The following is a 26,514-nucleotide window of genomic DNA, read 5'->3' as shown; positions in this document are numbered from 1 at the left end:
TTCCTCCCTTACTGTTATAATTCTTTTGCTTCTTCTTCAATTCGGGTCCAACGGTCCGCATCACGGGTATAATACTTATTCATAACCTCCCGAAATGCGGTTTCCAAATCAATATCTAAGGAATTGGCAAAACAAATGATAATAAATAGGAGATCACCTAGCTCCATCTCCATACTGCCTTCTGCTTCTGTTTCTTTTTTGGGTTTTTCTCCAAAGTGATGATTCACTTCCCTTGCGAGCTCGCCTACTTCTTCTGTCATTCGTGCCAGCATGGAGAGCGGTTGGAAATAACCCTCTTTAAATTGGGAAATATAACGATCCACATCTTGTTGCATTTCTTTCATCGTCTTCTCTGCCATCTTCTCTCCTCCTTTGTCTTCTCCATGGTAACGGATTGGTTCAGGGAAGACAAACAACGCTGGAGAAAGGAAACGATATCCAAATGATTTTATATAAACAGAAATCACCGATATTACTATCTCTTAAAATGTTTTCGCATGTGTCCATTATATAGTAACATACATGTGTTGGGTCCGGATATTAAGCCCGCACTAAAATTCAGTAAGGGAGGAGAAGGAATGAATAAGCAAGTAAAAGACATATTGACCATTCTTCTGGGTTCATTCATTTTCGCGTGGGGAATCAATTACTTTGCCATCCCCAATAAACTCTCTGAAGGCGGATTCACAGGGATTTCCCTGATCCTATACTACCTGTTTGAAATTTCTCCTGGAATCGTCATTTTGGGTCTTAATATTCCGCTTTTCATCATTGGATACAAAGTATTTGGCACACGGACACTGATTTATACCATTGTCGGTACCGTTGCTGTTTCTGTTGCCCTTTCATTGACTGAAGGAAATTATGAACCTGTGGACGACCCTTTACTGGCGGCACTATACACTGGGGTTTTAGTCGGAAGTGGGCTTGGACTCATTTTCCGAGTTGGGGGAACCACCGGTGGTGTCGATATAATCGCGCGTCTTGGTAATAAATATCTCGACTGGAGTATTGGTCGAACCATGTTTCTGTTTGATATCCTCGTTATAGGCGCTTCTGCTTTCTTTATCGGTCGGGAAAAAGCGATGTACACCGTCGTAGCCGTCTTTGTGGGAGCCCGTATCATCGACTTTTTTGTAGAAGGTCTGGATACAGCCAAAGCGGTTACCATTATCTCCAACTCTGCTGTCTCCATATCGGACAAAATCACAAAAGAAATGGAGCGGGGCGTCACGCTTTTAAAAGGGCGAGGCGGGTATACCGGTACGGACAAGGAAGTGCTGTATGTCATCATCAACCGAAATGAACTGCCGCGCATGAAACAGCTGGTTCATTCCATAGATCCCTATGCGTTTGTCGTCCTTCACGATGTACGCGATGTTTTGGGGGAAGGATTTACATTTGATCGGGAATAGCTTCTGTCATAGACACGAATCTGCTGATACTTGTATTTTTTCCACCCCACATAGGTGAGAACAGCCACAATAACTCCACCGAGAACCAAAGCTGCTTCAGGCCAGGTCGGTCGGTTTCTGTGTGCCAATGCCAGCAATTCCTCCTCCTTCTGTCGAAACAGGGGTTCCAGCATCCGTTCCCATAATTCCACTCCTTCAGAAAGCTGGTTCATCTCCAGAGAACCCTTGCGGATCTCGCCCTCCAGTGAATAGAGAAGATTTCTTACAGCTCCTGCTGTCTCCGAATCCATTGAGACATAAAGAGCGGGCTCAATTCTTTCAAAATGTTGAATCAATGTTCGGCCTTTGGAACGGACCGCTTCTGGGCGGTCTTGTTTTATATATTTTTTCAAAGCCAACACATCACTTTTCAATAATGATTCATATTGATGCCATAAAGGTTGATGATCATGTGCCAACGCATCAAAAGCCAACAACATCCGTTCGGATGCATAGGACAATCGTTTAGGGCGCGGCTTTACTCTCACCAATTCCTGATCCAAATCCACCAGGGTCTCGGAAAGAGCTTTCATTCCTTCCACAGAGAGATGAGACTTGGTAAAGTTGCCACTGGAAAAGCCGTTGGCTAACTGAGCCAACGCTCTCCGTGCCTGCTCCCATTCCTTCTTTTTTACCAAGCGGTCCACCTCTTCTGCCTGACGAGCCCAGTTCTCACTCTGATTCGTTTTCTCTGCAACAACAATCTGGGGAAACAGCATCATAAAAATAAGACCATGAAAAGCAATACCCATAGCCAGCCTGGAAAACACAAAATCCCCTCCCCGGACAAGACTCTTTATGTCATCTTATGCATGGATTGTCCGGACATGAGGAGAAGATGAAAACAAGACAGTAGCGTGATGGGACCTTTACAGGACCGTTTTCGAAAGTATTTTTTGTCTGTATTGCAAACTGGTTTAAATATAAAACATCCTACCGATTTCTCACCCAAAGGGGGAAGTTCCATTTTCTTTCTTGTTTCGCGGGAAAAACCAGCAGAGCAAAGAGAAGAATGCTGAATAGGCTGAGTCCTAGCGTAAATGCAGCAACAACCTCTTCTGTTCCTCGCAGGGACAAAGAGAGCCAAGGATGGATGTTTAGTCCGTAATCCAGGATGTCATTTAACAATGTCCATCCTCCTACCAGGATCAATTCTTTGATACCAAACGTAAAGAAGCGGCTATATAGAACGCCTTCCAGCGCCATTCCCAAATGAGAGATCATCAGCATCCAGTCTGTCCATTGAAGAGACTCCAAGAACGGTTCAGGAGAACGTGCTGCGGCTGCAAGAATCATCGTTACTGCCCAGATTCCGTATTTAAAGAGAGTCACTCCTGCAAACGCCTCCCAAAATGGGCTGCGTTTTCGAACAATGTATAGCACCAGAACCAATGTAAATGCCGCACTCGCCGTTGGGCTGTCGGGAACAAACAGCTTCAGCCATCCCTCCGTCACAGCCAGCTGATTCTTGTACCAATAGTATCCATAGAGAGTCCCCACAAAATTAACGATTACCAGGATCTGCAGAAACCATCGCTTGTCCAGTTCCAGCATTAGCCTGTTCCACCACCATGGATGCTTCACACCTTCATCCTCCCATACCAAACGGATAAAAAAGAACCCGAACCCCGTAACCGGGGACGGGTTCAACGGGATTACCCGTTTACTCTTCAGATTCCTCTTCTTTCGGAGGGTCCTGTTCGGCTAGCCATTCAGCCAGTTGTTGTTTTTCCTCCGCATTTCCCTGGAACATACCGGCAGGCATTTGCCCTTTTCCTTCATCCATGATCTTGATAATATCTTCCGGTGTGTAGGCATCTCCGATCCCCGTCAATGCCGGACCTTGAAGCCCCTCCAATTTTTGACCATGGCAGTTGACACAAGCGTTGTTCTTATAAATTTCATAAGCAGGGTCCTGGGGATTTACAATTTTTGCATCCTCACTTGATCCCTTCGGCTGGGAAGCGAGTTGCTTTTCGTGTTCATCCCAGGCCACCCAGGTCAAAGCCACAATCGCCACCAAGGACAAAATTGCAATCCCAGTAGCTGCTGGACGCTTAAAAGGACGTCGATCTTTACCACGGTCTAACCACGGTGCCAAAAACAGACCACCAAACAGAAGACCGGGAACCACAACCGTCCCCAACACAACAAAGGGACCCGATGCCCATTTAAACTTCAAGAGCTCATACAGGAACAAAAAGTACCAGTCCGGTACCGGAAGGAAGCTGGTGTTGGTCGGATCAGCCTGTTCGCCAAGAGGTGGTTCATGAGCCATAACCAATGCCATGAACCCAACCAAAACGACCACAGCCACCATCCATTCCTTTAGAAGGAAGTTCGGAAAAAATGCCTCTGTTTTACCAGGAAATTCGGAGTAGTCCTTTGGAAGCAACTTCTCTTTTCGAACACGGACCCGTGAATCTCCGACAAAGTGAACCTCTTTATCCTTATCATGATGTGCCAAATTTCTTTCCCCCCTAACCTTCGGCTTATAGTGGCCCTGAAATTCCTTGCTTCCGAATCAGGAAGAAATGGGCGCCCATCAGACCCAACAAGGCGGCGGGAAGGAAAAAGACATGCAAAGCGAAGAACCGCGCCAGCGTCTGGGCCCCGACAATCTCTCCCCCTTGAAGAAACGTGGCGATGGCGTCACCGACAACCGGAACGCTGGCCGCGATCTGAATCCCCACCTGAGTGGCAAAATATGCTTTGTTATCCCAGGGTAACAGATAGCCTGTAAAACCCAATCCAAGCATGGTAAAGAAAAGAAGCATTCCGACTACCCAGTTGAACTCGCGGGGATTTTTGTACGAACCCGTGAAGAAGACTCGCATCGTATGCAAAAATAACATCACAATGGAAACGCTGGCACCCCAATGGTGCATTCCGCGAACAATGTGACCAAAAGCAATTTCATTCTGTAAGTAATCCACACTCTTCCATGCGTTTTCAATATCCGGAACATAATACATCGTCAAAAACATCCCTGAAAGGATTTGAATGACGACAATAAAAAAGGTCAACCCACCAAAACAGTAGATAAAAGCCGAAAAGTGATGTGCAGGATTTACGTGTTCCGGTACCTCATGGTCAGCAATATCACGCCACATTGGGGTAATGTCTATACGTTTATCCAACCACTCATAAGCTGCTTTCAACATAATCAGGCACCTCCCCGCTGTTTAATCGCCCCGAGCAGAAGCCTGCCGTTTTCCACTTTGTAATCATACATGTCAAGCGGTGCGTTCGGGGGAGTTCCTGGGACGTTGATCCCATCTTTGGTGTACAAACCGCCGTGGCAAGGACAATAAAACTGTTCCTGATGTCCGCCACCCTCCCATTTGACGGTGCATCCCAAGTGCTTACAAATTGGAGAAAGCGCCAAGATTTCGTTTCCCTCTCTTTGAACCCAAGCGGTCGCCTTTTCTCCTTCTTCCGGTTTATACCAACCATCTTTCCGTTTGATGCGGAATTCTACCGATTTAGGCTCTTTTCCGAATTCCTCCACCGGTCCGACATCAACAAATTTGGTATCCGCTCCCTTTTGCAACAGCGGATCGACAGCGAAACGAATCATCGGGAATAACACACCGGATGCAAGAAATCCACCGGTACTTGCGATTGTATAAGTTAAAAACTTACGACGCGACATTCCCGGCTTTCGCTGATTTTCTTTTTCGCTCACGACATTTCCGACCTCCCTCTATGCGGCATAACGTCCAACCGGACCGGAACCTTGAGGTTACTAGGACATATTCATGATAGCCAACTGGCTGAAGCTATGTCAAGAAGTCTAAAACTCGGACTTTGAAATAAAGGATCGGTTATACCTTTTCCCGAAAACCTGTTCATCATTCCTGAGAGTTTTGTTCCCAACGAATGATAATCTCTTGGCACAGCTCTTCAGCCAGATCCTCAGAATCGATCCCTCCTCCTTCAGATGGAACCGTTAACAGCTTCCACTGATCCTGTTCACTCGGCTCCAGTGATATTGAATGGGATTCCGGTACAAGCAAAAACAGATGATGAAACCCGGTACGACCCAACTCTTCCACTACACTTTCCACATAACAGCGCAAACGTTTGTCAGTTGGTTGACCGTATGGAATTGCGGGTAACAGGAGCAGTCTGCCTGCCAACTCCCGTTCCACACGGTCTGCCAATTCCCGGACCCTTCTGGCTTCCCCCAAATCCGGCTGTTTGCCGGGAATCCGGATCTGGTAAATAGGGATCAGGAGGGTATCCACATATGGGGCCAAATGGCTCCACTCTGTACCTTCAAGATGGGAAAGCCTCATGGTTCTGCTCCTCCTGTATAAAAGTAAAAGCCCGGCATCTGCCGGACATTATATAAGAAACTACTCCCTATTTTCCACTAGCTGCAACCATTGTTCGGTTAATTGTAAGAATTCCTTTTCGTCTCCTACTTCCAGAGCTTGATCAATCCGTCTGTACAAATCCTTTTCCCGGAAGTCGCGAACCGCGTGATCGAGGATCATTTCCGCCATCAAGCCAAACAGGGTCTCCTGAACAAGATCTTGTTTTTCCATAGGATTAACCTCCAATACGGCGGCATACTCTGGGCAAGTAGACTTGTCCTTAAAACATAGACTGATGTAAAGGTCCTCTTTTGTACTGGACCGAAGGTCGTAAAAGGCCGTTTCCACATCGGCACTTACTCGTTTGTTTTTCGTAAACCGAAAGGGCGTCATCCGGACACAACGGGTGGAAACCAAAACTGTCTTCGGAAGATGTCGCAAACTATCCACAAAATGGGTTCGTTTGAGCAACTGATCATCGGAACATAAATAGTTAAGGAGCCAAGCTGCTTCCCGCTTCTGCAACTCATGATGATTTAAAAACCACCGGATAAACTCCTTTTTTTCCAAGACCGTAACATTCCCGCTCATGTTGATCCCCCCACCCAGGACAGTCAAAGAAAATTTAGATATTTGCTGGGTTATTCAGTTCGTAATTCATAACTATGAATGTCTCTTTTATTTTTATTCCACATAATCCGGTACTTTCCCTTCTTCATCCCTGATTTTATTTTTGAACCGAGACCTCCAAATATTCCCTGTCCAAGGTTCTTTCTGTAAAACCGGAAATCCCGTTTACCCATGCATGTCCTCTGGAAGTCATTTTTATAAGTTTTCTTTTGGATTCTGTTTCCCCAATCTGCAACATCCCCAAGTGCATCATCATTCGAATCAATTGCTGGAACAATTCATCTTCTCCGGCGTAATAGAAGGAATTCAGCCAGTTTTCTACCACTTTTTTAACTGTATGAGTCGCAATCCATCTCCTGTGACTCAAAAGATCAATCCACTTGACAATCACAGCTAATTGCGGAATGGGATGTCGATATAATCGAAGCCAAAAGCGGTAAATTTCTTTTCCCTCTTCCAGTCTGTAATTGCGGATTTTCTCTACACCCGATTCACTTAAATGTACAATCCCTTCCCACTCATCTTCCACAATATATCCGCGATAGTAAGCATAATCATACAGTAGAGAAAACCGATCCGGGTATTGGTGATAACGTCTCCCAAATCCAAATCGCCATCCCTTTCGGGAAACAGCCTCTTCGGCAATATGAAGGCTTTTCATCAATTGACGCTGTTGGTGACGGTATATTGCACCATCAGCGGTCAATCGCACATCTTGACGGGAAAGAAACTGAAGAAAGCGGTGAAGATCTTCTTCCATCAATCCTTCTTCACTTCGATAAGCTGTAGGAGTAACCTCCTTCTCCTGATCAGAATACATTTTTGCAAATAGTTGAAGAAAGCGATGGCGCAAATCTTCAGGAACCTCCAGCAAGGCTTTGTTTTTGCCGGCGACAACCGGAAACAGCCATCCCTTCCTCAGCCCAGTAATGACAAGATCTCTGGGAGACTCTTCCCCTTCACCCAAACAAGCACGACCCTTCCCCAGTAACTCCTCTTTGCTGAAAACTCTGCGTGAATCCAGACAGATCTGTTGAAGAAACCGAAACTCAGCAGAAGTGAGCGCATCCAATTCCTCTTTTAACCTAGCTGATCCACCCAAATAATACAAGAGTGAAGTAATCAACTCATTTTTGGAATGTTCATCTTCTCCGCAGCCATAATGCAGGGCCATCCGTTTCAGATGATCGATATCCGCATAAGTAAGTAAATCTGCAAAACGCATGCAAAACAGCCCCTTCTCACTTCTTCAAATATATTCTCTTCTTATCATGGCTGTTCTATCAGCTTTGCATGCAACGCAGATTTGGTTTGCATGACAAACTTGTTTATATTTTCACTTCCCTTTAATCAAAAAAGCACCCCCGATGGGATGCTCTCTATTCAACCTACTTTTCATCTATTTGAAACCACTTTGGATTGTTGCAAGCTCTTGATTGATTCCTCTTCCTCTACATAAACATTTCTTCCACACAGGAACAACAAAGCGGTCAAAAAACATAGAGTCAGGGGATGAAAGACCCATCGGTCAGGGGTAAACAGACGAATTCCGTCACCAATCAATCCCCACCATAAGAGGGACAGATCCTTCCATAACGAAGGGACGGACCATCCGGCTTCCATCAAGATCACGGGTAAGACCAAGGGGAGATGGATGACCAAATAGATCCCTATAGAAGAAGGAAGTGAGAGCTTATAGATATGTCTCGCAGACGAACCAAAGCCAATATAAGCAAAACAACCGATCACCGTCACCACAATTAATACCCACTCCAACACGGTGGATGCGGTATCTGCAACAGGAAACCACTTCCATATAAAAAAAGGGTAAACCCACTCTTTCAACATCATGATAATCACTGGAACAAAAACCATTTCCAAAGCCAGAGCACCGGATTTTCCGCTCATCATCCTCCCCCCTACTCTTACGCTTATGAGGGTTTGGACAAAAAAAGAACCACCCGGTCGGAGTGGTTACAACATATGTTGTTATGGATAGGAGTGGAGAGAAACCATACTATGAATTTATTATAAGCAAGCTTAAACACTGAGTCAACTATTATTTTAAATTTTCTGATTGAACTGTCTTTTAAGACAGACGGGAGAATACCGCTTCAAAACCTGGGAAGGAAACATCGATCGCTTCTGGACGTTCAACGGTAACGCCTCCCTTTGCCACCAGTCCAGCCACAGCCATGGCCATACCAATCCGATGATCTCCATGACTGTCACATTGATCCCCGATCAGTGCAGTCTTTCCTTCAATGATCATACCATCATCCGTCTCCTCCACTTGTGCCCCCAATTTTCGAAGCTCTCCTGCTGTCATGGCAATCCGGTCTGTCTCTTTCACCTTCAACTCAGCGGCATCCCGGATGACAGTCCTCCCTTCCGCTTGAGTGGCTGCAACCGCAAGAACCGGAATTTCATCGATTAAACGAGGGATGACCTCCCCAGATACCTCCACTCCTTTCAGTGCACTGTAGGAAACCGTAATATCTCCCACAGGCTCCCCACACCACTCTCCAGTGGGTGCCACTTGAATATCGCCCCCCATTTTCGTCAGGATATCCAGGATTCCAGTTCGGGTGGGATTTAACCCTACATGTTGAATGGTTACACAGCTATCCGGCGTAATCAGTGCTGCAACCATGAGAAATGCAGCCGACGAAATGTCACCGGGAACCTGAACATCACGGGCCTGGAGAACTTGTCCACCTTCCACTGACACTCCATCAGGGCTTTGATCCACCTTCACACCAAAGGCATTTAGCATCCGCTCTGTATGATCTCTGGAAGGAGATGGCTCTTTCACCTGGGTTCTCCCCTCAGCCTGCAACCCGGCCAACAAAAGGCAAGACTTCACTTGGGCACTGGCAACAGGACTTTGGTAAGAGATGCCCTTCAACCCACCTCCGCGAATCGATAGAGGAGTAAACGATGCATCCGACCGACCGTCCAATGTTGCCCCCATCAGACGCAAAGGTTGTACCACACGATCCATCGGCCGACGTCCAATGGATTCATCCCCAGTAACGATCGTGTGAAAAGGACGTCCGGCCAATAATCCCATCATCAAACGAATGGTTGTACCGGAATTACCTACATCCAAAACCGTATCCGGCTCAGTTAAACCGTCCCAACCCCGACCTTCAATGTGAAGTGAAGTGGGACCAACACGCTGAATATTTACACCTAACTGACGAAAACATTGAATTGTACTTAAACAATCCGCTCCGGGAAGAAAGCCATCCACCTGGGTCATCCCTTGGGCAACTGCTCCAAACATCACAGCGCGGTGGGAAATGGACTTATCCCCAGGGACACTTACAGTCCCGCGCAGCTTATCTCGTTTCTCCATCCGTAACAAACCGATCGCTCCTCTTTCCCTAGAATCCACTTATGAATCAAGTACAAACACTTGATAACCGGAAGCCCTCAATCGAGCTTCTGCCTTTTCCAGCTGTTCTCCGGTATGGAAAACCAAACGTAACACTCCCGCCCGATCTTCCCTGTTCTCCATTACACCAATGTTGCGCAGACTGATTCCCTCCATCCCCAGCAAATGTGCTACTTTAGCAATCTCTCCGGGTGCATCCGGGACATCCACATAACATTCATACTCAGGCAAAATCGCTCCTTTTTTACGCTCCGGCAATCCCTCTCTCGCTTCCTTCGCCTGTCGGAAAAACATTTCGATCTCTTCGGCATCTCCTTTGGAAACCAACTCCCGCACCTGCTTCATTTCAACCACCCAATCGTCAAGAAGGTGAAGAACCGCTTTTTGGTTACTGAGTAGAATATCTCTCCACATCACCGGATGGCTGGAAGCCACGCGTGTCAAATCGCGAAAGCCCCCCGCTGCAAGCCGAAAAAACCATTCATTGGACTCATTATAACCTGCCACCTGATTCACCAACCCTGCCGCAACAATATGGGGCAGGTGACTGATGGCACCCACTACACGATCATGATGGTCCGGAGCCATGATCACCAATCGGGCGCGAGTTGCCTCTTCCAGAAGACGGCTTAATTTCTGCACTTCAGACATCGGCGTCTCAGGAACCGGCGTCAGCACATAATAAGCATTTTCAAACAGAAGTGAATGGGCCGCCTGCACACCTGATCGATGAGATCCCGCCATCGGATGTCCACCGATAAAGGTTCCGCCCAGATTCTTCAGACGTCCGGCGTGTTGAACAATCTGCCCCTTTGTGCTACCCACATCACTGATGATACAGTCCGGCTTCAGCGAGAACTCAGCCAACTGTTCCAAAAGTCTGGCAGCCGCTCCCAAAGGCACCGCCAAAAAGAGAAAATCCGCCTCTTCAACAGCTGGTTTCAGCTCTGTATGACCTCGGTGTATCATCCCTGCTGCCTCAGCCAATCGAATGGATTCCTCCGAAGCATCAAAACCGTGAACATCCAATGTTGTATTCTCCTTGAGACAAAGCGCCAAGGAGCCTCCAATCAGCCCAATGCCCAATACCACTGCCTTTTTCATTACTTAACTCATCCTATCCCTGAACGGTTTATCTAAGCAACTAGCCAGTCCTTTGAGAAACAAGTGATTTTGCTCCTGACTCCCAATCGTCACCCGAATATATGTGGGATAGCCCAATGCTCTGCCGGAACGGACAATGATCCCTTTGTGCAGCAGACACTGAAATACGCTGTCAGCAGATCGGCCTGTATCCATCAGAATAAAGTTTCCCTGTGCAGGAAAAGAAAAGAGTCCCCATTCATCCAACTGTTCCTGAATCTGCTTTTTGCCTTCCTGATTTGCCTGATGACATCGTTGGATAAAGTCCTGATCCTCCAAAGCAGCACTAGCTGCCCGCTGGGCAATCCGATTGGTATTAAACGGTTCCCTTACCTTATTTAACTCCGTAACAATGGACTCCGAAGCAATCCCGTAGCCGATTCGGAAGGCTGCCAAGCCATAAATCTTGGAAAAGGTTCGAAGGATGATTAATCGAGGGTCCTTTTCCAATAACGAAAGCGTATCTGGATAAGAGGAATCATCCACATATTCCTGATAGGCTTCATCTACCACGACCAACACATGTTTGGGTATCCGATCCAGAAAGAGTTCCAGTTCTTGATGGGAAACAATTGTTCCCGTTGGATTATTGGGATTGCAGATCCATACAATCTGCGTGCGATCGGTGATCGCATCAGCCATCTTCTCCAGATCATGGACCCCGTCCTTGAGAGGAACCTCCACCGGTATGCCTCCCTCAATGAGAACCTGCGTTTTATAGCGCGGAAACGTGATGTCCGCCATCACAGATTCCTTTCCCGGTTCCATAAATGATCGTGCAATCAACTGGACCACTTCATCAGACCCATTGCCAAAAATGATCGTTTCCGGATGTACCTTATGATAGACTGCCAACTTCTCACGAAGTTGAGGAGCCAAGCCTTCGGGATACATTGCCGTATGATGTTCTTCCTCTCTCAATGCATTCCACACCTGGGGTGAACAGCCAAAAGGATTCTCATTGGAAGCCAATTTAATCACTTGGGAGAGACCCAATTCCCTTTTCACTTCCTCCAACGGCTTTCCCGGCTGATATACAGACAATCCTTGCAAAGTGCTTTTGGGCTTCACATTTGCTTCCTCCCCCACACATTTTCTCTCTATATTACAACAGACCGACTCAAAAGCCCAACAGAAAAACTTCAAGCCCCATATATGAGGCTTGAAGTTTCACTTAAGAGTTTACAGTCCTGACTGTGTTCATCAAACTGCGTATAAACTGCCGAATTTCATCCAATGCTTCGTTCCGTCGATCCGGATTCGTCAGCTTTTCCCCTGTTTCTTCAATCTTCCGGACCAATGCACTGCCGACGACCACGGCATCGGCGTGTTGAAGAAAGCGTTGAACATGATCGGAGTGAGAGATACCAAATCCTACTGCCGTGGGTACAGGACTCCACTTTCGCACGGTATCCAAAAAAACGTCCACTTCTTGCTCAAACGCATGGCGAACACCTGTCGTACCCCTAGAAGATACACAATAGACAAACCCCTGGGCATCGGAGACAATCTGTCGCACCCGCTCACGGGAGGTGGGGGCCACCAAAGGAATCAAATCCACTCCCTGCTTTGAAGCATAGGCGGACATCTCCCTTCCTTCTTCCCAAGGAAGGTCCGGGATAATGAAACCATCAATCCCCGCCTTGCGGGCCTGGGAAACCAAGGATTTTGGACCGTATTGCAAAATCGGATTATAGTAGGAAAAGAGAATCAGCGGTGTCGTCACACCAATCTCTCGCGCCTTATCCGCCAATTCCAACACCTGCGGCAGGGTGACACCATGAGCCAACGCCCGCGCTGAAGCAGATTGGATCACAGGACCGTCTGCCAAGGGATCGGAATAGGGAACACCCAGTTCAATCCCGGTCACCTTTTCGTCATCCAAAAGCCGAATCAGGTCCAAAGTGGTGGACATATCGGGATCTCCTACGGTAATAAAAGGGATCAAAGGTTTTCGGTCCTTTTGTTGAAACACTTCCTTCATTCGCATCGATTATCCTCCCATCCCTTTGCGAATCGACTCCACATCTTTATCTCCCCGACCGGACAAACAGATCACCACAACAGAATCCGGATGACCCTTCTTTGCAACCTTAATCCCTTCCGCCACAGCATGGGCCGACTCCAAAGCAGGGAGAATTCCTTCAGTTTGGGAAAGATGACGAACCGCTTCCAAGGCTTCCTGATCCTTTGCCGTCGTATACCGGACACGCCCCGTTTTTTTCAATCCGGCATGTTCCGGACCCACTCCGGGGTAATCCAATCCTGCTGAAATGGAATGTGCAGGAAGCACCTGACCGTGTTCATCCTGCAAGAGATAGGTGAACGATCCATGAATCACGCCGGGAGTTCCCTCCGTAAGACTCGCCGCATGCTTGCCTGTGGCGATCCCTGCCCCCGCCGCTTCCACCCCGTGAAGATGCACGGTTGGGTCGTCGAGAAAGGCTGTAAACATCCCCATCGCATTGGACCCTCCTCCAACACATGCGACCACATCGTCAGGTAGACGCCCTTCCCTTTCCAAGAGTTGTGTTCTTGTTTCATCTCCAATCACCCTTTGAAAATTGCGCACCATCTCAGGATAAGGATGGGGACCCACTACCGATCCAACCAAGTAAAATGTATCCTCCACACAAGAGACCCAATGACGAATCGCTTCATTGGTAGCATCCTTCAATGTACCGTTCCCCGAAGTGACCGGGATCACCTCTGCCCCCAACAATTTCATTCGGAAAACATTTAACCTTTGTCTTTGAACATCTTCCTCCCCCATAAATACTTTACACTCCATATCCAAAAGGGCCGCCACTGTCGCCGTTGCCACTCCATGTTGTCCGGCACCCGTTTCGGCAATTAACTTTTTCTTTCCCATCCGCCTGGCCAACAATCCCTGCCCCAAGGTATTATTAATCTTATGGGCACCCGTATGATTCAGATCTTCCCGTTTCAGGTAAATCCGCGAACCTCCTACTTTTCGGGTCAAACCTTGAGCCAAAGTAAGCGGTGTCGGCCGTCCGGAATAGTTGGTTAAAAACCCCTTCAGCTCTTCTTGAAATCCTGGATCATCCCACGCTTTTCGATAAGCATCTTCCAAATCAATTAAAGCAGCCATCAGAGTCTCAGGAACAAACCGACCTCCAAACCCCGCAAAACGCCCCAAAGGCTCCGTTTGAAAACTGTCAACGGAATTGACGGTCATAAGCTCTCACCCTCTCCACAAATTGAACCATTTTGAACCGATCTTTTACACCATCCAACTCCACTCCACTGGATACATCCACTCCATCAGGAGTGTACTGCTCCAACAATTGATTTACGTTTTCCACCCGAAGGCCACCAGCAACCCAAACTGAAACTCCAAAGGTTTCCCAACGCTCTTTTTCTTTCTGAAGAATTCTCCAGTCAAAAACCTTTCCGGTTCCCCCTCTTTTTCCTTCAGAAAATGAATCAATGAGAGCCACATCAATCCAGGGAGCATAATCCTCCAATTGACCCGGACTTCTTATACCGGCATGAAACACTTTCACTACTTTAGTTTGAAATCGCTCCTTTACCCACTGACAAAACGCAGGGGATTCCGATCCATGCAGTTGAACAAAATCCACATTCACCCGGTTACACACTGTAAACATCTCTTCTTTTGAAGGGTCCATCCATACCCCAACCAACTTGACGCCTGTGGGAATCTGTTTTGCGATTTCCGCTCCGTCCTGTGGTTTCACCGTTCGCTTCACCCCAGGAACAAAAATGATTCCCGCAGCATCCACATCGACTCCTATCAACTTTTCCGCATCCACTGGAGTTCGTAGCCCGCAAACTTTAATAAACGTACGCTTCATAACCCAACCTCCGCGGTAAGACTTCGTACCGCTCGGTATGGAGAAGCCTGACGCATCAGATACTCTCCAACCAACACTCCATCCACACCGGCCTGTGCCAATCGCTCAAAATCCTTGCGGGAATGGACACCACTTTCCCCAATAACCGGAAACCTCTTTGGAATCAAGGGACGAAGCCGTTCGGTTACCTCAAGATCCGTCACAAAGGTATGAAGATTACGATTGTTAATCCCCAGAATGTCCGGGTTTGCCGCCACTGCTCGATGTATCTCATCTTCCTCATGAACTTCCAGCAAGACTTCCAGCCCCAGTTGATGGGCCTCTTGGACAAGTGAGCAAAGCTTTTCTTCTGAAAACAATGCGGCGATTAAAAGAACGGCATCCGCCCCGGCCAAACGGCTTTCTGTCAATTGTACAGGCTCTAGGATAAAATCTTTGCGAAGAACCGGGACCTGTACACTCGCTTTCACCTTTTGCAGATTTTGAAGGTTCCCCTTAAAAAACGTCCGTTCCGTCAACACGGAGATGGCTTTCGCACCACCCTCCGCATATCCCTGGGCCGTAGCTGTTACATCCACTTCAGGTCGAATATCCCCTTTAGAAGGAGAAGCCGGTTTCACTTCCGCAATCAATCCCGGATGTCCCATTTTCTCTTTCAAGGCGTTTGCAAGGGAGCAAACCGCCGGCAATTGATGGACACGCTCCCGCTCTTTCTCTTGAAGACTTCCTTCTAGTTGTCGGATCTCCTGTCGCTTCATCTCCACGATTCGTTCAAGAAACATGGGAAACCTCCTTTGTTCCCTGAACCATCTCTTCCAATTTGGCCTGTGCTTTCCCATGATCGATCGTTTCAGCAGCGAGATGAATGCCTTCCTGTAGGCAACTGGCTGTCCCGGCGATGGTGAGAACTGCCCCCGCGTTGACCAATACAATGTCGCGTTGCGGTCCTCTCTCTCCTTGAAAGATGGAACGGACAATTTCAGCATTCTCCGTGGCGTTTCCACCTTCCAGTTCCTTGGGGTCCGCTCTTTCCAAACCAAGCTCCTCTGGCGTGATCCGATATGTGAAGACCTTTCCATTCTGCACTTCACTGATTTGCGTTTCACCTGCAAGTGTAATTTCATCCATTCCATCCAAACCCGCCACCACCATGGCACGTTCAGTTCCCAAAGACAACAATGTGTGTGCGATGGTGTCTGTCAGCCGGAAATCAAACACCCCCATCAACTGCTTTCGGACTCCGGCAGGATTGGACAATGGCCCCAGAAGATGAAAACACGTGCGAAACCCCAGTTCTTTTCGGGTGGGCATCACATTTTTCATTCCATGATGAAAAAGTGGAGCAAACAGAAAACAGATATTGGTCTTTGACAGCATCTCTACCGCTTCATCCGGAGTTATTTGAATATTGATATCCAAAGCCTCCAGCACATCGGCACTGCCACTCTTCCCCGATACCGCCCGGTTTCCATGTTTGGCCACCGGAACTCCGGCAGCAGCGGCCACAATTGCGGAAGCAGTAGAGATATTAAAGGTCTTTCCACCATCTCCTCCAGTTCCACAAGTATCGACCGCATGTTGCAACATTTTGGGAAGGCGAAGGGCTTTCGCTTGCATGGAAGCAGCCAATCCGCTCAATTCTTCCACCGTCTCTCCCTTGATGCGAAAGGCAGTAAGTACCGCTGCAATCTGTGCGGAAGAGAGTTTTCCCTCCAAGATGTTCCCCATCAACATTTTGGCCTCATTCTGGGTGAGATTTTCTTGCTCAATCAATTTCACTAAGCTCCGCTGTACCATACTCAACTCTCCTTTACTCCACTAATCATTCTTTGGCTGCAAGGGTAAACATCTGTTGCGCCAGCGTCAGGGCACGGATCAATCCTCTCGCTTTGTTTCTTGATTCTTCATATTCCCGTTCCGGAACGGAATCGGCTACAACACCTCCCCCGGCCTGTACCCAAGCAGACCCATCTTTAAAATGGATCGTCCGGATCGTGATACAGCTATCCAAATTTCCGGCAAAGCCGAAATAACCAATAGCACCGGCATAAATTCCCCGATTTTCCGGTTCAAGCTCGGAAAGCAATTGCATCGCCCGAACCTTGGGTGCACCGGATACCGTTCCAGCCGGAAAACAGGAAGTAAATCCCTCCAGGGGGGAAACCCCCTCCCGAAGTGTTCCGGTTACGTGAGAAACCAAATGCATCACATGGGAATAACGCTCCACAGCCATTTCCTCGGTCACGTGTACCGTTCCATAACGGGAAACCCTTCCCAGATCGTTCCGACCCAAATCCAATAACATCGTATGCTCTGCCCGTTCCTTTTCATCTGCCTTTAGCTGATCCGCCAATTTTCTATCCTCTTGGTCACTTTTTCCTCTGGGACAAGTACCGGCAATCGGGCGTGTTTCAATCTGTCCATCCGTCACCCGAACCAACAACTCCGGTGAGGCTCCGACAATCTCTTCATCCCCCAACGACAGACAGTACATATAGGGAGAGGGATTTAATAAGCGAAGAACACGGTATACCTCAAAGGAAGGAGGAGCGTGTTCGCACTTCCAGCGTTGAGAAGGAACGATTTGAAAAACGTCCCCTTTGCGAATGGATTCCTTGGCTCTTTCGACTCGATCACAATATTCTTCCTTCGTCATATTGGGAATAACCTGGTTGAAATCCGCTTCCCCGTCATCGAAAGAAATCTTGGGAAAAGACGTCGGAAATGACTCTTTGGACAGCAGCTCTTCTGTCCAACGGTCCAATTCTTGCAAAACGGAATGATACGCATCCCGCAGTTCCTTTTCAGCCATTTCCGGATCAACGTGAAGATTGATTACCAAGGACCATTCCTGTTTTAAATGGTCAACAACAATCATTCGATCGCAAAACATGAGGTGAATATCCCTGGAATGAGGCCTCCCGTTTCGCGGAACAGATGGTTCTATCGTCGTAATCGCATCAAAGCCCACATACCCAACAGCTCCACCCAAAAACGGAGGATAACCGGCATAACAGGGAGAACGGTATTGTTCCAACAAGCTATCCAATGTATCGAAGGGAGATTCTGAATAAAACGCTTTTCGTTTTCCTTTTTCCATAATTTCCACTTGATGACGCGTACATTGAAATATAAGAAAAGGGTCCGTTCCAATAAAGGAATACCTCCCCCACCGACCTCCCTCTTCCGCACTTTCCAAAAGGAAGGAATAGGGCTTTTGACGCACACGCTGGTAGAGCGAAATCGGGGTCTCCGTATCAAGAAAAAGGGAACGGCAAACAGGAATGGTGGAATATGTGCGGGCATATTGCCGCACATCATCAAACAGGGGGTAATACACGACATCTCCCTCCTTAGGACTTAACCACAGGAGATGAGAAAACGTGACAGAAGAGAAGAATCATAGGAGAAAATAAAAAGACCAAAGCACAGAAGCCTTGGTCGGAGGTCCGTTCATTTCAACTCCGCTCTTCTCTGCTCAACTGTCTACACTCATCTCTTCTCTTAACTCAACTCTAGCTTACCCTCTACTTTACTGAACAACGATGATGCTGTCAACACTTACACGCTTATCTTTCCGCCAGATCAGGGCGCAAACGACGGGCTTCTCCCAAATAAGCATGGTGTATCTCGTTCGCCTGCAACTCTGTATTGACCAGAATCAACAAGCGAATGCAACGTTCCAGTGCACCAGGAACATCGATTTCCGTTGCACACATCAATGGGACAGCTTCCCATCCTGGCATGATTCGAATCGCCCTTGCCGGAAACGTGGCATCCAAATCCGGACTCATCGTGATAAAAACACTCACAATCTCTTCCGGTTGAACGTGATTTCGATCCACGATTTCCCGTAACAGCTTGCGTGTAGCCTCTAAAATCGGCTCTTCTTCATTCACAGAGACGGTGATTGCTCCACGAATCCCGCGAACGCTCATCTGCCCTCTCCTCGCAAACATTTAAGCACCTTGAGAATCCGTTTTTCTTCCACCCCGTGGATGAGCTCCACATGGCCCACATTCCGGGGAAGAACAAAGGTGTACACTCCTTGCTTCACCTTTTTATCCCTCCGCATTCGCTCCATAAGATCTTCATTGCTGAGCTTGCCTCTGATGCGGGTAGGAAGGTTGAATGCTTCCAAAAGCTTTTGCGTTCGACCCGCTAAAGGAGGGCACAAGCCCAATTCCTCTCCCAACATTGCAGCCCCGACCATTCCAATGGCTACCGCTTCCCCATGGGTATAGGTACCGTAGCCAGCCGTTGCTTCCAAAGCGTGTCCAATGGTATGACCATAGTTTAAAATGGCCCGGAGGCCTGTTTCCTTCTCATCTTTGGAAACAACATCCGCTTTGACCGAACACCCACGCAAGATGGCTTCCGTTACAAAGGAAGACTCCAGCTTCATTAGTGCGGAGCTGTTTGCTTCCAACCAGCTGACAAAATCGGGATCATAGATCAACGCCTCTTTTATCACCTCAGCATAACCTGAAGCAACCTCTCTTGCCGGCAATGAATGCAATGTGTCCACATCAAATATAACCATTGACGGTTGGTGAAAGGCCCCGATCATGTTCTTTCCCAACGGATGATTGACCCCCACTTTTCCGCCCACGCTGCTGTCGTGAGCCAGCAGTGTCGTGGGAAGCTGAATAAACGGAATTCCTCGCATGTACGTCGCAGCAAGGAAACCCGCCAAATCCCCAACCACACCGCCACCCAAAGCCAAAATTCCACTTGTCCGGTCCAAACCTGCACGAATGCACTTTGTCAGCAGTTCTTCCCAATATAAGAGGGTTTTGGATGCTTCTCCGGCGGGAATCGTGACACACTCAACATGGTAGCCATGATCTGTCAGAGAGCGATAAACGGGTTCCTGATAGAGAGGGGCCACCTGATCATCCGTCACCAACATGAGAGACTGTTCCGAACTCCATCCCGCTTCCTCGATCAAATCAGGTAATTGACGAAGAAGCCCGGAACCGATATGAATCGGATACGTCCGTTCTTTCGTTTGCACCATTAATGTCTTCATATCAGAAATTCCGCGCCTCCTCCCGGCGTCGATTCACTCCCTGCAGAAGGTCTTCAGCCGTATCAGCAGGGAATGTCTCCAGCAATGACCGAGCCACCTCCCAAGCCACCACATTTTCCGCCACAACACAAGCTGCCGGGACAGCACAGTTATCTGACCGCTCAATACTGGCTGCAAACGGTTCTTTTGTATCAATATCCACACTCTGCAAGGGTTTATACAGAGTGGGAATCGGCTTCATGACACCGCGCAAAACAATAGGCTCTCCGGTGGTCATTCCTCCTTCAAAACCGCCGAGGCGATTGGAGGCTCTGTGATAGCCTTTCTCTTCCGACCAAAGGATGGGATCATGAACTTGGGAACCTTTTCGCTCTCCCGCTTCAAACCCAATACCGATTTCCACACCTTTAAATGCATTGATGCTGACAATCGCTTGAGCCAAACGCGCATCCAGTTTGCGATCCCAATGAACATGACTGCCCAGACCAACCGGAACATTTTCCACAATCACTTCAACAACTCCACCCAGACTGTCCCCTTCTGCCTTTGCTTCATCGATATGCTGAATCATCTTTTTTTCAGCGTCGGAATCCAAGCATCGAACCGGTGACTGCTCTGAACGCTCAACAATCTCCTCCAGAGACCAACCTTCCAATCGCCGGGTACTGACCGAACCAATCCGAACCACATGTCCGGCCACACGAATGCCACAATACTCTAACAGCTGCCGACCTACTGCTCCGGCCGCTGTCCGTGCAGCCGTCTCCCGTGCGCTTGAACGTTCCAGTACATCCCGCATATCGCGATGATTATATTTGATGGCCCCGTTTAAATCCGCATGCCCTGGACGCGGACGGGAAACCCGACGTTTCGTTGCTTTCTCATCATCAGGATAAACACTCATGATATCCGTCCACTTTTTCCAGTCCTTGTTTTCAATCGCCAACGCCACTGGCGCACCTGTCGTCTTTCCAAACCGAACTCCGGATAATATTTGAGCTTCATCCGATTCAATCTGCATTCGCCGACCTCTGCCATACCCTTTTTGACGCCGCCTCAGTTGATCATCCACTTTCTCTTTGGAAAGAGGCAACTGACTGGGTAACCCCTCTACAATCAACGTTAATTGGGGGCCATGGGACTCTCCCGCTGTAAGGTACCGCATAACTAATCCCGTCCTCTCTATGTCGACTGATGTGACTTCTCCTTCAAACCACTGTATTTCGTTAAAGTTAGATGTATGATAACATAGGACCCCCACAGGAAAAAGGCTTTTTTTCCTGTGGGGGTCCTATTCACACACGGAATCCCTCATGGGAAAGAGTGCTTAGTACACCCAGGATTCAATCGCTTTTTCATAGGATGAAATCTCTTTCTCCTCAAACCATAAGGCGATTTCCCGTTTGGCACTTTCCGGGGAGTCGGAACCGTGTACAATATTTTTACCCACTGTTAAACCGTAATCACCGCGTACCGTCCCCGGAGCTGCTTCGGAGGGTTTGGTTTGTCCCATCATCCGACGAGCAGTAGCAATTACATCTTCACCGGCCCATACCATAGCAAAGACCGGACCAGACGTAATAAAGTCAACCAGCTCTCCAAAAAAGGGCTTATCCTTATGCTCTGCATAGTGCTTTTCTGCCAACTCTCTGGAAACATTCATCAGTTTACCGCCTTCCAGACGGAATCCTTTTTGTTCAAAGCGGGAAATAATCTCTCCGATCAGTCCCCGTTGCACACCGTCAGGTTTTACCATGATAAATGTTTTTTCCATATCTGTAATCCTCCATTGTTCTATGTAGTTATAAATGGCCCAGCTATTGAGCGCCAGCGCTGGAAAGCCCATCGAAATTTTACCAGAAAGATGGGCCTAGATCAAACGGGAAGATTTAATAGGAACGACGGGCTATAAATTTAGCGATCAGCCGAAATGATTCCTTTGCTTTTCCTTCCGGCAAACCCTCCAACATCCTCAACCCTTTATTCAAATACTGATCAGCCAGCTGATGAGCACATAAAATCCCTTCTGAATGGCGAACCTGTTGTAAAATTTCAGGGAGAGAACCGGATCGCCCCTCGGAATGGAGATAACGTATAATACGTTTTCGATCTTCTTCCCGACCTTTCTTCAGGATATAAATAACAGGCAATGTCACATTTCCCTGTCTGAGATCGCTTCCAGCAGGTTTGCCCAGAGTCATCTCATCCCCTGTTAAATCCAACACATCATCCGTAATTTGGAAAGCCATTCCTATAAAATATCCATAGAGGCGCAGTCGACGTACCACTTGTGAATCAGCCCCGCTAACCAGAGCACCTAGTTCACAGCTAACGGCCATTAAAAGTGCTGTTTTCCGTTTGATCCGGTGAAGGTAACGAAGAAATGACAAATCTGTACGATAGAGATCACGGATTTGTTCAATTTCTCCTTTACACATTTGATGCATCGCCCGAGCCAGAACCCGCTGTGCTACAGGGTTTTGGATTCGGGATGCAACCTCAAGGGAACGGGCCAAGATATAATCCCCAGTATACATAGCTACCCGGTTATCCCATTTTGCTTTCACTGTAGGCCGGCCTCGGCGGGTTGCCGCATTATCGATTACATCATCATGAACCAGCGTAGCCATGTGGATGAGCTCAAGAGCCACAGCTACCTGCTTCAGGGATTCCATCTCATAGTAACCAAATCTCCCAGCCAACAAAACGAAAACCGGCCGCATCCGTTTTCCTCCCGCTTCCAACAGATGAACGGCGGACCGGTTCAGTTCCTGATGTTCTGACTGGACGGACCGTTTCAACTCCCGCTCAATATCCCTGAGATCTTTCTTTAAACTGGTATATATATCTTTCATTTTCATCCCATTCACCCTGGTTTGCACAAACTTACCCTCCATCTGTCCCCAGATCCCGCGAACACCCACCAGAGTTTCAGGAACGTACAACCCCGATGTGAAGTGCGGCAATCCCCCCAAACAATGGATAAACTTGAACCTTATCAAAACAATCCTGCTTCTCCATGATCCGAGCCAACGCTTTAAAATCCGGAAATTCTACAAGAGATTCTGGTAGCCACTTATATTGTTCATATCGATTGGCAAACAGTTTGCCTAAAAGAGGAAGCACCCGCTGAAAATAAGCGTAGTAAACCGCCCGAAAAGGAGGCCATGCAGGCTTGGACAATTCCAAGGAAACCACTTGTCCACCAGGCTTCACCACTCTCGCCATCTCTTTGAGTACCTCTTGATAATCCGGGACATTTCTCAGAGCAAAACCGATGGTAGCATGATCGAATGACCCATCCGGATATGGAAGCTCCATCGCATTGCCACAGACCAATTCCACTTGCTTATCCAATCCCAAGCGTTTAATCTTTTCCTCTCCAATTTTCAACATATTGCGACTGAAATCCAAACCGGCTACCTTTCCTGTACCAGACGCTTCAGCCAGTGCAATTGCCCAATCACAGGTACCACAACAAACATCGATGGCACTGTCACCGGAACGAACGTTCATTTTATCCATAGCAAATTTTCGCCAACGCTTATGCTGGCTGAAACTCAACAGCGTATTCATTCGGTCATAATCTTTTGCAATGCTTTCAAATACCTGATGGACAAATTTTTCTTTTGATTCTTTCCCGTGCAAAATGTTTACCCCTCCTGGGCCTTCCGGGCCATAAACTCACCAACATGCTGGCAAACCACTCCCCGAAGCCAGTCTGTCAGAGTATGCCTGACGTTTAAAGGCCGTATCTCGCGAACTTGCTGAAAGGTTTCTGCGGCAAGAGATTGAAGAAATTGATCCGAGAAACAGATACCGATTTCAGGAGCGGTTAAGGCAGCCCTTTGCCAGTTGGCAAGAATCAAGAGATTTTCCGCCAGCGGATCCCAAGGATTTTTTTTAAGAGGATCATTCCAAAAAAAATAGGACAAATGAGTCACCAAACCTCCGGATACTTTTTTTACCAATCGGAGGATGGCAGATTGAGAAACCGAAGAGAGATCCTGCTGTCCATAGAGTTCCATTTTTGCTTCATTAATCTCACAGATCGCTTTGGAAAGACATGCCACACCTTCGATTTCATCCTGTTCGGAAAGGTTTTTATAAAAAAGACTGCTCATATAGTCACCGGCTAACACAGACAATTGACGGAAGCGCAACGCCTCCCTTTCCGTTTCTTCACTCGTTGTCACTGTTTCATGGATGGAAAGCCCCATCTGAAGAAGTGTCGCCGTGACACAGTACAGACGTATCCGGTCTTGGGGGAGCGTTTGGGAAGAAAGCATTAGATAAAGCACCCTCACAAATGAATCCGGTACTTCCTGTTGGTGGATGTACCGTTCAATAATAGGGTGGCGAGCCTGGTCTCTGACTTCCTGCAAGATCAGATCCATTTCTTTAGACAATGTCATCATGGTCATGCTCCCCCCGCAAAAACAGTCAATTACATTTAGTTCCCAATCAGTATACCACAATTTTTGCGGAGCGACATATGCAGCCTACCTAGGTATCTCCTCCTGAACCAAACGAAATGTTTGTTCTATATATTCCCTGGCCGACATCTTTTTGGCTCTTTGCATCTGAGGATCATCAGCCAGATCACTCCGATTGGCATAAAGCGTCAGTCCCTGCCTTCCATCGGTAAGCGTAATCTGTAACTTTATAAACTCCACATTGGAAACCTCAACAAAACTGCTGTACAGCAACGTCAGAATATCATTGTATACCTTTTCCTCCGGATTCATCTCTTTCAGACGAATCAGAAGCCTCCCCTGTTCCAGGTCTACGCGATCCAACTGAACATGGAGAGGTTGTTGCAAGAGAAAGTTAACCAGCGTTTCCTGTGTAAGAGACCCTTCTGTATGCGAGTGGAATGCCGGTATTTCTCCATTCCCCTGATCTTGAGAATCCAGCGCAGGCAACAGCGACAAGAGGCCCGCAGCCATCAAAGAAATGAAAATGGAAGCAAACAGTCGACGGCCCAAGCCTTCCACACATATCCCCCCTCATCCCTCTGACACCATTGTATGGTCAGAGGAGAAGGGAACATGCCTATTCTTCAATTATTCATCCTCTTCCGTATCTGTTTGTCCAAATGGAGTCATGACCAACGCTTTGCCCCGAACTTTAATCGCTGAAGTATGTTCAGTGAATTGCGCCACCATCACTTCTCCCCGATCCAGCTTTTCCGAATGATGAAAACGTGTATCTTTTCCACGGGTTAGTCCAATGACGTTCACACCATCCTCTTTCGCTTTTACGAGAAAGAAATTCCCCATCTGTTCTGCCATAAAAGAAACCTCCTTTGTATTTGGCAAATCATAAAAACAAAAAAGGCTCCCCCAGCTTGGAGAGCCTTTGATCATCTGGTCGGGCTAGCCGGATTTGAACCGACGACCTCTTGCGCCCCATGCAAGCGCGCTACCAAGCTGCGCCATAGCCCGACATATTCCCGAAATGTTGTGTTGATGAATTGTTCATCGAAGCGACAATGACTATTATATCCGGAGTATAAATGAGTGTCAAGGGTTTATGTCGGTTTTTTTATATAAAAATTATCGACCAATACCGATCAAGCTAAATGCTTCGGCACGTGCGGCAGGATCATTTTCAAAAACCCCGCGAACAGCGGAAGTAACCGTTTTTGATCCGGGTTTTTTCACTCCGCGCATCGTCATACACATATGCTCCGCTTCTACAACAACAATCACTCCATGGGGTTCAAGCGTTTTTTCGATTGAATCCGCAACCGTATATGTGATCCGTTCCTGCAGTTGAGGGCGCCGAGAAACAGCTTCCACCGCCCGTGCCAACTTACTCAAACCTGTTACCCTACCACTCTTGGGGATGTAGCCCACATGAGCTTTGCCGAAAAAGGGAACCAGATGATGTTCACACATCGAAAAGAACGGGATATCCTTAACCAATACCAACTCTTCATGGTCTTCACTAAACATGGTGGAGAAATATTCTTCAGGGTCCTCATACATACCAGAAAAAACTTCCTCATACATTCGGGCTACACGGGCGGGGGTATCCTTCAATCCTTCTCGATCTGGATCTTCACCTACTGCTTGAAGGATCATTCGTACTGCCTCTTGAATCTGTTCATGGTTGACTGACATATCTCCTTTTCGCCTCCAAACCGCGGTTTTTTCTGGAACCATTGAACCTTACATCCCGAATTGATTTTATCCCACTTCATAATAATGATCAAATAATAGCAAATAAAAAACAAAGGCCCCGAAGGGCCTTTTGGGTACAGTCAGCGAATGATAGAGACCTTCCATACCCCGACTGCACCCTCTTTCAGAGGGGACACATTCATTGCCCCCCCGGCAAGAAGTATGTACCCGTCCTACCAATTATTTGTTGACGTCATCCTTCAGCGCCTTACCCGGTTTGAATGCGGGCACTTTGCTGGCGGGAATATCGATTTCCTTGCCGGTTTGTGGGTTGCGGCCTTTGCGGGCAGCACGTTCACGCACCTCAAAGTTCCCAAACCCAATCAATTGCACCTTGTCTCCTGCTTTCAAAGCTTCGGAGATTGTGTCAAACACAGCGTCCACCGCTTGCGTCGCATCTTTCTTGGTCATTTCAGTTTTCTCTGCAACTTGAGCGATCAGTTCCGTCTTGTTCACAACCCTCACCTCCTCTCCAAGGTTTTTGGTTCTAAAATCAATACTTCACT

General features: G+C 47.7%; 31 protein-coding genes and 1 tRNA gene. 1 reads left to right on the top strand and 31 read right to left on the bottom strand.

Going from position 1 to position 26,514, the window contains the following annotated elements; translation table 11 throughout:
* Positions 1–14: 14 nt before the first annotated feature.
* Complete coding sequence (locus FN782_RS02905) at positions 15–359, bottom strand: nucleotide pyrophosphohydrolase (RefSeq protein ID WP_142504249.1); 345 nt, start codon at positions 357–359, stop codon at positions 15–17.
* A gap of 219 nt (positions 360–578) precedes the next feature.
* Between FN782_RS02905 and FN782_RS02900 the strand changes: the two genes are divergently transcribed.
* Positions 579–1,415, top strand: a complete 837-nt coding sequence (locus FN782_RS02900; protein WP_142504248.1) for a YitT family protein — start codon at positions 579–581, stop codon at positions 1,413–1,415.
* Here FN782_RS02900 and FN782_RS02895 read toward each other — a convergent pair.
* The 30 genes from FN782_RS02895 to FN782_RS02750 all read right to left on the bottom strand — a co-directional run bounded on the left by FN782_RS02895 (position 1,364) and on the right by FN782_RS02750 (position 26,464).
* Positions 1,364–2,224, bottom strand: a complete 861-nt coding sequence (locus tag FN782_RS02895) for a sporulation protein YpjB (protein ID WP_142504247.1) — start codon at positions 2,222–2,224, stop codon at positions 1,364–1,366. The two genes, FN782_RS02900 and FN782_RS02895, sit on opposite strands and share 52 nt — an antisense overlap.
* Positions 2,225–2,387: 163 nt before the next feature.
* Positions 2,388–3,038: a DUF1405 domain-containing protein gene (locus FN782_RS02890; RefSeq protein WP_185955993.1), complete on the bottom strand. Its 651-nt coding sequence runs from the start codon at positions 3,036–3,038 to the stop codon at positions 2,388–2,390.
* 79 nt (positions 3,039–3,117) lie between these two features.
* Positions 3,118–3,921 carry a menaquinol-cytochrome c reductase cytochrome b/c subunit gene (locus FN782_RS02885; RefSeq protein ID WP_142504246.1) on the bottom strand — a complete coding sequence of 268 codons (804 nt, stop codon included), beginning with the start codon at positions 3,919–3,921 and terminating at the stop codon, positions 3,118–3,120.
* A 25-nt stretch (positions 3,922–3,946) separates the two neighbouring features.
* Positions 3,947–4,618: a menaquinol-cytochrome c reductase cytochrome b subunit gene (qcrB, locus tag FN782_RS02880; protein WP_142504245.1), complete on the bottom strand. Its 672-nt coding sequence runs from the start codon at positions 4,616–4,618 to the stop codon at positions 3,947–3,949.
* A 2-nt stretch (positions 4,619–4,620) separates the two neighbouring features.
* Positions 4,621–5,142, bottom strand: coding sequence for a QcrA and Rieske domain-containing protein (locus FN782_RS02875; RefSeq protein ID WP_142504244.1), 522 nt, complete (start codon positions 5,140–5,142; stop codon positions 4,621–4,623).
* Between the two features lie 166 nt (positions 5,143–5,308).
* Entirely contained in the window at positions 5,309–5,755 is a 447-nt protein-coding gene (locus FN782_RS02870) for a DUF2487 family protein (RefSeq protein WP_142504243.1), read from the bottom strand.
* Between the two features lie 60 nt (positions 5,756–5,815).
* The gene (locus FN782_RS02865; protein ID WP_142504242.1) at positions 5,816–6,367 is read right to left on the bottom strand and encodes a ReoY family proteolytic degradation factor; all 552 of its coding nucleotides are present in this window, start codon (positions 6,365–6,367) and stop codon (positions 5,816–5,818) included.
* Between the two features lie 136 nt (positions 6,368–6,503).
* Positions 6,504–7,631: a hypothetical protein gene (locus FN782_RS02860; RefSeq protein WP_142504241.1), complete on the bottom strand. Its 1,128-nt coding sequence runs from the start codon at positions 7,629–7,631 to the stop codon at positions 6,504–6,506.
* Positions 7,632–7,801: 170 nt separating this feature from the next.
* The gene (locus FN782_RS02855) at positions 7,802–8,314 is read right to left on the bottom strand and encodes a hypothetical protein (RefSeq protein WP_142504240.1); all 513 of its coding nucleotides are present in this window, start codon (positions 8,312–8,314) and stop codon (positions 7,802–7,804) included.
* 181 nt (positions 8,315–8,495) lie between these two features.
* Positions 8,496–9,776, bottom strand: a complete 1,281-nt coding sequence (gene aroA, locus FN782_RS02850) for a 3-phosphoshikimate 1-carboxyvinyltransferase (protein ID WP_142504319.1) — start codon at positions 9,774–9,776, stop codon at positions 8,496–8,498.
* Between the two features lie 30 nt (positions 9,777–9,806).
* Positions 9,807–10,910 (bottom strand): prephenate dehydrogenase, encoded by a 1,104-nt coding sequence (locus tag FN782_RS02845; protein ID WP_142504239.1) that lies wholly within the window; start codon positions 10,908–10,910, stop codon positions 9,807–9,809.
* A gap of 3 nt (positions 10,911–10,913) precedes the next feature.
* A complete protein-coding gene (gene hisC, locus FN782_RS02840) occupies positions 10,914–12,020 on the bottom strand; it encodes a histidinol-phosphate transaminase (RefSeq protein WP_142504238.1) in 1,107 nt (368 codons plus the stop codon).
* A gap of 103 nt (positions 12,021–12,123) precedes the next feature.
* Positions 12,124–12,939, bottom strand: a complete 816-nt coding sequence (gene trpA / locus FN782_RS02835; RefSeq protein WP_142504237.1) for a tryptophan synthase subunit alpha — start codon at positions 12,937–12,939, stop codon at positions 12,124–12,126.
* A 3-nt stretch (positions 12,940–12,942) separates the two neighbouring features.
* Positions 12,943–14,148, bottom strand: a complete 1,206-nt coding sequence (gene trpB, locus FN782_RS02830; RefSeq protein WP_142504236.1) for a tryptophan synthase subunit beta — start codon at positions 14,146–14,148, stop codon at positions 12,943–12,945.
* Positions 14,129–14,788 (bottom strand): phosphoribosylanthranilate isomerase, encoded by a 660-nt coding sequence (locus FN782_RS02825; RefSeq protein ID WP_142504235.1) that lies wholly within the window; start codon positions 14,786–14,788, stop codon positions 14,129–14,131. The genes trpB and FN782_RS02825 overlap by 20 nt, the downstream gene beginning before the upstream one ends.
* Positions 14,785–15,570, bottom strand: coding sequence for an indole-3-glycerol phosphate synthase TrpC (gene trpC, locus FN782_RS02820; RefSeq protein WP_142504234.1), 786 nt, complete (start codon positions 15,568–15,570; stop codon positions 14,785–14,787). The genes FN782_RS02825 and trpC overlap by 4 nt, the downstream gene beginning before the upstream one ends.
* On the bottom strand, positions 15,560–16,585 hold the full coding sequence (gene trpD / locus FN782_RS02815; protein ID WP_142504233.1) for an anthranilate phosphoribosyltransferase: 1,026 nt from the start codon (positions 16,583–16,585) through the stop codon (positions 15,560–15,562). Before trpD ends, trpC begins: the two co-directional genes overlap by 11 nt.
* 25 nt (positions 16,586–16,610) lie before the next feature.
* Positions 16,611–18,128: an anthranilate synthase component I gene (trpE, locus tag FN782_RS02810; protein WP_142504232.1), complete on the bottom strand. Its 1,518-nt coding sequence runs from the start codon at positions 18,126–18,128 to the stop codon at positions 16,611–16,613.
* A 229-nt stretch (positions 18,129–18,357) separates the two neighbouring features.
* Positions 18,358–18,726: a chorismate mutase gene (aroH, locus tag FN782_RS02805; RefSeq protein WP_142504231.1), complete on the bottom strand. Its 369-nt coding sequence runs from the start codon at positions 18,724–18,726 to the stop codon at positions 18,358–18,360.
* On the bottom strand, positions 18,723–19,820 hold the full coding sequence (aroB, locus tag FN782_RS02800; protein ID WP_142504230.1) for a 3-dehydroquinate synthase: 1,098 nt from the start codon (positions 19,818–19,820) through the stop codon (positions 18,723–18,725). Before aroB ends, aroH begins: the two co-directional genes overlap by 4 nt.
* Before the next feature lies 1 nt (position 19,821).
* Entirely contained in the window at positions 19,822–20,985 is a 1,164-nt protein-coding gene (gene aroC, locus FN782_RS02795) for a chorismate synthase (RefSeq protein WP_142504229.1), read from the bottom strand.
* A 162-nt stretch (positions 20,986–21,147) separates the two neighbouring features.
* On the bottom strand, positions 21,148–21,594 hold the full coding sequence (gene ndk / locus FN782_RS02790) for a nucleoside-diphosphate kinase (protein WP_142504228.1): 447 nt from the start codon (positions 21,592–21,594) through the stop codon (positions 21,148–21,150).
* A 115-nt stretch (positions 21,595–21,709) separates the two neighbouring features.
* Complete coding sequence (locus tag FN782_RS02785; RefSeq protein WP_142504318.1) at positions 21,710–22,681, bottom strand: polyprenyl synthetase family protein; 972 nt, start codon at positions 22,679–22,681, stop codon at positions 21,710–21,712.
* A 70-nt stretch (positions 22,682–22,751) separates the two neighbouring features.
* Positions 22,752–23,468: a demethylmenaquinone methyltransferase gene (locus tag FN782_RS02780; RefSeq protein ID WP_142504227.1), complete on the bottom strand. Its 717-nt coding sequence runs from the start codon at positions 23,466–23,468 to the stop codon at positions 22,752–22,754.
* 5 nt (positions 23,469–23,473) lie between these two features.
* Positions 23,474–24,238, bottom strand: a complete 765-nt coding sequence (locus FN782_RS02775) for a heptaprenyl diphosphate synthase component 1 (RefSeq protein WP_185955992.1) — start codon at positions 24,236–24,238, stop codon at positions 23,474–23,476.
* A gap of 84 nt (positions 24,239–24,322) precedes the next feature.
* Positions 24,323–24,817: a hypothetical protein gene (locus FN782_RS02770; protein ID WP_142504225.1), complete on the bottom strand. Its 495-nt coding sequence runs from the start codon at positions 24,815–24,817 to the stop codon at positions 24,323–24,325.
* 69 nt (positions 24,818–24,886) lie between these two features.
* Entirely contained in the window at positions 24,887–25,114 is a 228-nt protein-coding gene (gene mtrB / locus FN782_RS02765; RefSeq protein ID WP_142504224.1) for a trp RNA-binding attenuation protein MtrB, read from the bottom strand.
* Between the two features lie 76 nt (positions 25,115–25,190).
* Positions 25,191–25,267: transfer RNA gene (locus FN782_RS02760), tRNA-Pro, on the bottom strand.
* A 111-nt stretch (positions 25,268–25,378) separates the two neighbouring features.
* Positions 25,379–25,948 carry a GTP cyclohydrolase I FolE gene (gene folE / locus FN782_RS02755; protein ID WP_142504317.1) on the bottom strand — a complete coding sequence of 190 codons (570 nt, stop codon included), beginning with the start codon at positions 25,946–25,948 and terminating at the stop codon, positions 25,379–25,381.
* A gap of 240 nt (positions 25,949–26,188) precedes the next feature.
* Complete coding sequence (locus FN782_RS02750) at positions 26,189–26,464, bottom strand: HU family DNA-binding protein (protein ID WP_142504223.1); 276 nt, start codon at positions 26,462–26,464, stop codon at positions 26,189–26,191.
* Positions 26,465–26,514 lie beyond the last annotated feature (50 nt).

Source organism: Melghirimyces algeriensis, assembly GCF_900182565.1.
Lineage (GTDB): Bacteria > Bacillota > Bacilli > Thermoactinomycetales > DSM-45169 > Melghirimyces > Melghirimyces algeriensis.
Note: the sequence above shows the minus strand (reverse complement) of the source record. Positions and strands in the feature narration are given on the sequence as shown.